General features: G+C 57.7%; 2 protein-coding genes. Both read right to left on the reverse strand.

The genetic code is table 11. The features are described 5' to 3' along the window. Nucleotides 1–5,830, reverse strand: a 5,830-nt coding sequence (locus I2G69_RS13905; RefSeq protein WP_195560980.1) for a discoidin domain-containing protein, incomplete at its 3' end; no start/stop codon positions are given. A gap of 676 nt (nt 5,831–6,506) precedes the next feature. Continuing rightward, entirely contained in the window at nt 6,507–6,668 is a 162-nt protein-coding gene (locus I2G69_RS14590) for an LPXTG cell wall anchor domain-containing protein (RefSeq protein ID WP_442858900.1), read from the reverse strand. Nucleotides 6,669–6,675 lie beyond the last annotated feature (7 nt).

The following is a 6,675-nucleotide window of genomic DNA, read 5'->3' on the forward strand; positions in this document are numbered from 1 at the left end:
CGGCAACCGTCTTCGCAACGCTCAAAGCCGCCTTAAAGGCCGCCACGCTGCGGTCGGTGTAGCCGTCCAGATCCTTCCGCTCCATCTCGGCGATCAGCTTGTTCAGCTCATCTCTGCTCGGGATCTTGCGCAGGGCTGCCATCGCTCTCGTCAGGGCCTCGGCCTTTGCATCCACGTCGGCCTGGCCGGCATTCGCATTCGCGAGCAGTTCTTCCGCCTCTGCCAGCACGCTCTTGAAGGTATCGAACGCCTCATCCTGGATATAGTCGTCCGGATCGAAGGTGTTCGCTTCGTCCACCAAGCTTTGCAGCGCGCTCATATCCGCACGGAAGTCCAACTTTTCAATCGCTGCCTGCAAGTTGTCATATGCCTCGTCCACGTCCGCCTTCAGCGGGTTCTCCTCGGCATAGACGTCCTTCGCCGCGTCGAGCGCTTCCTCGAAGCCCTCGGTCGTGCCCGGCTTGAACTCGTCCAGGCGCTCCGCCAGCTGCTCCGCGATGTTGATCAGCGGCAGCAGGACTTCCTTGTCGCCCGCTTCGAATTCCAAGAGGTGCATCGCATCCAGCAGGTCGCTCCACGCCTTGTTGACCTCTTCCTGGTTGGCGTTCGCATCGTCATAAACGGTCTGCGCATTCTCCAGGGCATTCTCGAAGAACTCCTTCGCCTCCGGCACCAGGCCGTCGATCACGTCCTGCGGCACGGCGTTGGCCTGCTCCAGGACAGCTCCCAGGATGCTCTTATCCACGCTTGTGAACGTGAAGCGCAGGGTCGTGCTTGCATTCGGCATGGTGAAGGTGTACGTGCAGCCGTCCGCTGCAAACTCGATGTCCTCGCCGTTGAGCTGCGCTCCGGAGAATCCATCCTTGGTCGGGGTAAAGGTGAAGGTCAGCTCTTCGCCCGGCTGTACCTTTGCACCATAAATTGCATCGGAGGAGATGATTTCCTCTGCATTGCCCTCGACGCTCATGGATGCGTTGCCGCTCCACTGTACCGTCAGCAGCTGCGGTTCGGCCGGTGTCCGGTCTTTCGCAAAGTCCGCCGTCAGGATGACGTTGTTGGCGGGCATGGTGAAGTTCAGTTCCGGGGAAACACGCTGCTCGGAGGTCAGCGTCAGGCCGACGGTGCTCCAACCGGTGAAGTGGTAGCCTTTGGGGGCGTCGTTTGCGATAACCGTTACATCGTCGCCTTCCTTGAGGCCCGTGCTTTCGCCGGACACGGTAGCGTTGCGGGTCAGCACCACATAGGTGTCGTCTTCCTCTACCGGCGGCTCATAGCTGGTGTCGTATACTTCCAGCTCATAGATGCTGGCGCCCCATTCGTCCCAAAGTTCGGTGGCCTGCATCTTCACATAACGGCCGGAAACATCGGTCAGGTCAAATTCCTGCGAATCGTTGCCTGCCCCGCTGGCAGCCGTTGTCGTGTACTCGGCGATCTTCGTGAATTCAACGCCGTCGTCGGATACTTGAATCTCATAGGATTGGGGTGCATGCTCCCAAGAGATGCGCAGGTAGCCCAGATCCTGCACTTCGCCCAGGTCGACCTGGAACCACGGCTGGGACGCTGGGTCAACCGAACCGGTCGCCCAACGGGTTGACATCAGGCCATCCACTGCGCCTGCAGGGCTGTTTGCGTCGCTTTCGGTATTCGAAGCCTCGGCGGGCATTCCTACCGCCAAGTGGTCGATGGGATTCTCCTCGCGCAGGCTGTCGGTCTTGAGCGCCAAGTTCAGCAGGCGGGTTGCCGCCGCTTCCAAAGTCGCGCGGTCCAACGTGCCCGCATTGACTGCATTGACCAATGCGCTGGAGTCGCCGCTCGGCATTTTGACGTCGCCGCCGGCCTGTACTTCTTTGACGATATTGGAGTCGTTGCCCCAGTCCGTCATAAATACGCCGTCATAGCCCCATTCGCCGCGTGCAATATCGTTCATCATGGGTTCCAGTTCCGCGGCCTTGGTGCCGTTGACGAAGTTGTAAGAGGTCATGATGGACCACGGGTCTGCCTCTTTGATGACCATCTCAAAGGCTTTGAGATAGATCTCGCGCATTGCGCGGGCGGAAATCACGCTGTTGGAGGCCAGGCGGCTGTACTCGGTGGAGTTCACCGCAAAGTGTTTCACAGCCGTCGCTACGCCCACCGACTGGATACCGCGGGTCACCGCAGCGCCCAATTTGCCGGTGAGGTAGGGGTCTTCGGAATAATACTCAAAGTTACGCCCGCCCAACGGGTTGCGCTGGATGTTGATGCTGGGGCCCAGGATGCAATTCACATCATAAGCTTTGATATCCTTGCCGAAGGCCAGACCGTAATCTTCGCACAGCTCTTCGTTCCAAGAGCTCGCCATGATGTTCGTGGAGGGCCAAGCGATCGGTGTAGTGATGTCGTTCAAACGGACGCCCGTCGGGCCGTCCGCGGTCTGCACGCCGGGGATGCCCAGGGAGGGGATGTTGCCAATCGAACCGGTATTGGTGTTGGGGGCTACATTCCCTTGCCCGCTTCCCAGGGTGGCCAATTCATTGATCGTAAGCTGGGAAACAAACTCGTCCATCAGTTCCGGGTTCTCGGCCACGTCTTCAAAGGTGACCGGGACTTTTGCGGCGGCTTCGAGGACATTGTTGGCAGCTGCAAACGCCTTAGCCGCGCGGACTTCTACCTTTTCAAAGGTGATGTAATCGATATTCGGGAAGGCTGCGATCTGGGATTCGATGGTGAGCGTCGCTTCGCCGCTGGGCAGGATCACCGTCAAGGGTTCCAGATCCACAAAGTTGTAATAGGTGTTTCCAGAGATGGCCGTGTTCTTGAAGGAGATCCCCTCGTCGAAGGCCTGGGTGATATTGTTGATCAGGAAGGTGGCCGTGGTGTTCAGCGCGGTCTCGCCGACCGCCGCGTAATGGACGACCATGCGGTAGGTTCCGGTCTCTTCCACGTTCAGCTTATAGTTCGCACGGGAACCGGCGCGCATGTTGGACAGGCATCTGCCGGGCTGGCCCTGGCCGTCGTCCTGGAAGTCCTCATAGCGCACGCCGGAGGAGGCGTCCACATAGTCTTCGCCCTCCACCTTGCCGATGCCGCTGGCGGGGATGTTGTGAACCACGTCTGCATCGTTGTCGCGCTCCAGGGTAAAGCTGTCCCACTGGATGTCCGCATCGGATTTGCTGGTCAAATCAAAGGAGATGTCACCGGTGGGGATGCCAACCTGGAATGCAACGGTCTCCAGGCCGCTGCCGCTTTCCAAAACTACGGAGTCGTCAATGCCCACCTGGCCGACGCCTACAAATACATCCAGCACGTCGTTGAGCTTGACCGCTTCGCCGTTGTTGGTGTAGGCGAACTTGAGCAGGTACTTGCCGCCCTTGGTCACCTGCAGCTGGTAGGACACGGTCTCGTTTGCGGGGATGGACAGCATGCCGTCCGTCTCCGTGACGCCCGCGCCGGCGGACTTATAGTTTTCCATTTCCGCCTGGTTTGCAACGTCGTCTTTGATATTGATCTGGCCAGGGATATCGATGACTTCGAGCTCCTCATAGGTGCCGTCCGCCAAAAGGCGCTCGTTCAGCATGGTATCCAGCTGGGTCAGGTCTTCGTCGATGACGCGCATCTCCGGCTGGTTGTAGGTATAGACCTGGCGGGTGCCGGCGTCCTGGATGGAGTTGCCGACATAGATGTTGTAATCGCCGGCCTCCAACAGCCACGCGTTCTTATGGCCCGTCACGCCCGTATCGTCGAAGCTCGCCATATCGGAGATCGGGAAGGTCATGGTCAACGTCTGGCTCTCGCCGGGCTCCAACAGGCCGGTCTTATCGAACGCGGCCAGGACCTTGCCGGGCTTGCCCAAAACGGCCTCGCCCGTGCCCATCTGGGGCGCGCTGTAATAGACCTGCAGGACCTCCTTGCCGGAGTAGAAGTCGCCCACGTTGGTGACCGTGGCGGTTACCTCGATGTGGGTGCCCACCTGCTCGGCGGATACATCCGAAATTTCAAAATCCGTATAGGACAGGCCGTAACCGAAGGGATAGCGGACCGTCTCATACTCGGGATCAAAGGTCTCAAAGTAGCGGTAACCGGTGAAGATATCTTCGGTATATTTCTGCGTGGTGCTGCCGCTGAATTCGTCGGCGGGATATGCGTCAAAGCTCTTGGCCACGGTCTCGGTCAGTTTGCCGGAGGGGGTGACCCTGCCGGAGAGGATATCGCCGACGTAATTGCCGCCTTCCTGTCCGCCGTAACCCATGAAGACCAGGGCGTCAATGCCCATATCCTCCACAAACTCCATATCGGCCACAACGCCGTTGTTATATACCACGGTGACCTGATCGAAGTATTTGGTGACCAGCTCAAGCATCTTCGTCTCGTCGTCCGTCAGGAGCCAGCCGCCCTTGTTGTTCTGCATGTCGTTGTTTTCGCCCACGATGCGCCCAATGACCACAACGGCCTTGTTGTTGCGCTCGCTGGCTTCCTTGACCATCTCTTCGTCCAGAGGCATCTCGGGGAAGAAACGGTCGCTGGTATAGATGATCTCTTCTTTCTTATTTGCCGGGTCGTTACACCAAGTCTCATAGACCTCTGCCAGGGTCTCGTCCACATTGACGCCCACGTTGCGCAGGCCGTCCAGCACATTGACCTCATAGGCGGGGTTCATGTAGGCTGCGCCCAGGCCGCCGCGGATGGTATCAATCTGCATACGGCCAAATACCGCCACCTGGTCGTTCTCCGTCAGGGGAAGGGTTTCGTTCTCATTTTTCAGGAGGATCACGCCCTCGTCGCCGATCTGCCGGGCAAACTCGATGCGCTCTTCCATCAGGTCAAAGCGTCCGCTCTCGTCCCGCTCCGTCGGGAAGCTCACGGTGAAGGGGTCCAGCGTCCAGCTCTCTTCGCCGTTGGTCAGGGTCAGGACATAGCGGTCCTCCACCCACGATACATTGGCAACCGTATCGCCAAGGGTGATCTTTTCCTGGGCAATCTCTGTGGCTGCCGCTGCGACGGCGTCCTCATCGGCATAGTCCGCAGAGGGCACCAGCACCCTTCCGCCGACCTGCTTCTTGGCCAGGCGCAGGTACTCGCTTTCATCCGCAGGGTTGACCGTCACGACACAGGTCACTTGGAGGTTTGTGCCGCTGACCGAACCCAGGACCTCAAAAGTCCCCACCTGGTTGTAATTGGAAGCCGGGATGGGGTTCCACGTCACTTTGACGTCGGACTGCTTGCCGTCTGCATAGGTCGCGGTCACCTTTTCGGGCAGCACGGGGGCGGTCCCGATGACGGTTTCCGCCGTCGTGTCTTCGAGCGCGGTGATGATGTTGCCCGCGTCCCGGACCTCCATCTCATAAATGGAGCACGGGTAGCCGGTGGCGCCCTTGTCGATCGTCAATTTCAGATACCGGCAGGTCTGCGCGATGGTGATCGGGGTCTCATCCGGCTGAGAACTGGGGGTATCGTGGAATACGGTGGTGTACTCCGCGTCGTCGTCCGAAATCTGGATGGAATAGTCGCTGGCATACGCGGCTTCCCAAGTGATAATCAGGGAGCCGATCTCCTGGGGCTCTCCAAAATCAAATTTGATCCACTGGCTTCCGGTGGACGTCGCCGCCCAGCGGGTGGACTTGTCTCCATCGACCAGATATGCGATTGGGCCCGTCGGTTCCCCATTTGCCATGTGGTCCGAATCTTCCGAACTGCAAGTGATCGTTGCATCCGCCAACACATTCCCGGCGGTGCTCACTTCAACAGCGCGGCTGCCAGAGGCAGTTTGCTCGGCCGCACCTGCGGGGATGGCGCTAAATGACACGATCGTTGCCGCGAGAAGCAACGCAATCATTTGTCTGACTCGTTTCATTTTCTCTTTTCTCCTCCTAAAAACTTCCTACCTGTAAAGCCCGCTGAACCGGCAAATCTGGCTTATCCTATAGGCGGCGGGGAAAGCGGCCTATAGCACAACCAAACCATGGCGGTCGAGCTTCCCTTTACAGTACACAACTTGGCGGGGACCTCCCGCCTGCTCAATTCTGCCGCTCAATGCCAATCCGGAGACGGTCCCACCTCCTTTTGTTAACTGAAACCTCCATATCAGTTAACATATTTATTGAATGTAACTATCGGTAAAATTAAAGCAGATTCTATCATTAATATCAATAGAAATGGGGCATATAATGAAAAATTTTTTACAATATTGTATAAATAGCTCTTAGATATCCCAAACCCTTTAAATACTATGCCGCTAAATATGTTTTCCGTAAAAATTTAGCGGCCTATTGTTTTTATCTGCAAACACTTTTTGCTAGTAGTTAAAAAAGGCCAATTCCAAACAGAAGGCCCCGCTTCGGATTTCCCAAAGCGGGGCCCTCTGTTGATGGAGGAAAAAGATCTGGTTTTATATGGACGGTCCAGCCGGCGGCTGGCTTTGCCCCGCCCTATGTCTCCCAGGGGCGCCTGGCGCCCCGTTTCCTACCGTTCAAAACGGCTGGAAGGGTTTCCCGTTTCCCACCGTTTGAGGGACTGCCCCCAGGGGCCTATCAGCGCTCCTCTTTTTTGCGGGAACTGTGCGGGATAACCATCACTGCGCCTGCCATGGCCAAAAGCGCCATACCGCTGGCTGTAAACAGCATGGTGCCCATGCCGCCGGTGTGCGGGATCTTGCTGTTCGCAAACTTGACGTTGACAACATTGGGTTCGATACCCGCT

The sequence above is a fragment of the Anaeromassilibacillus sp. D41t1_190614_C2 genome (assembly GCF_015558525.1).
GTDB classification, from domain to species: domain Bacteria; phylum Bacillota; class Clostridia; order Oscillospirales; family Acutalibacteraceae; genus Anaeromassilibacillus; species Anaeromassilibacillus stercoravium.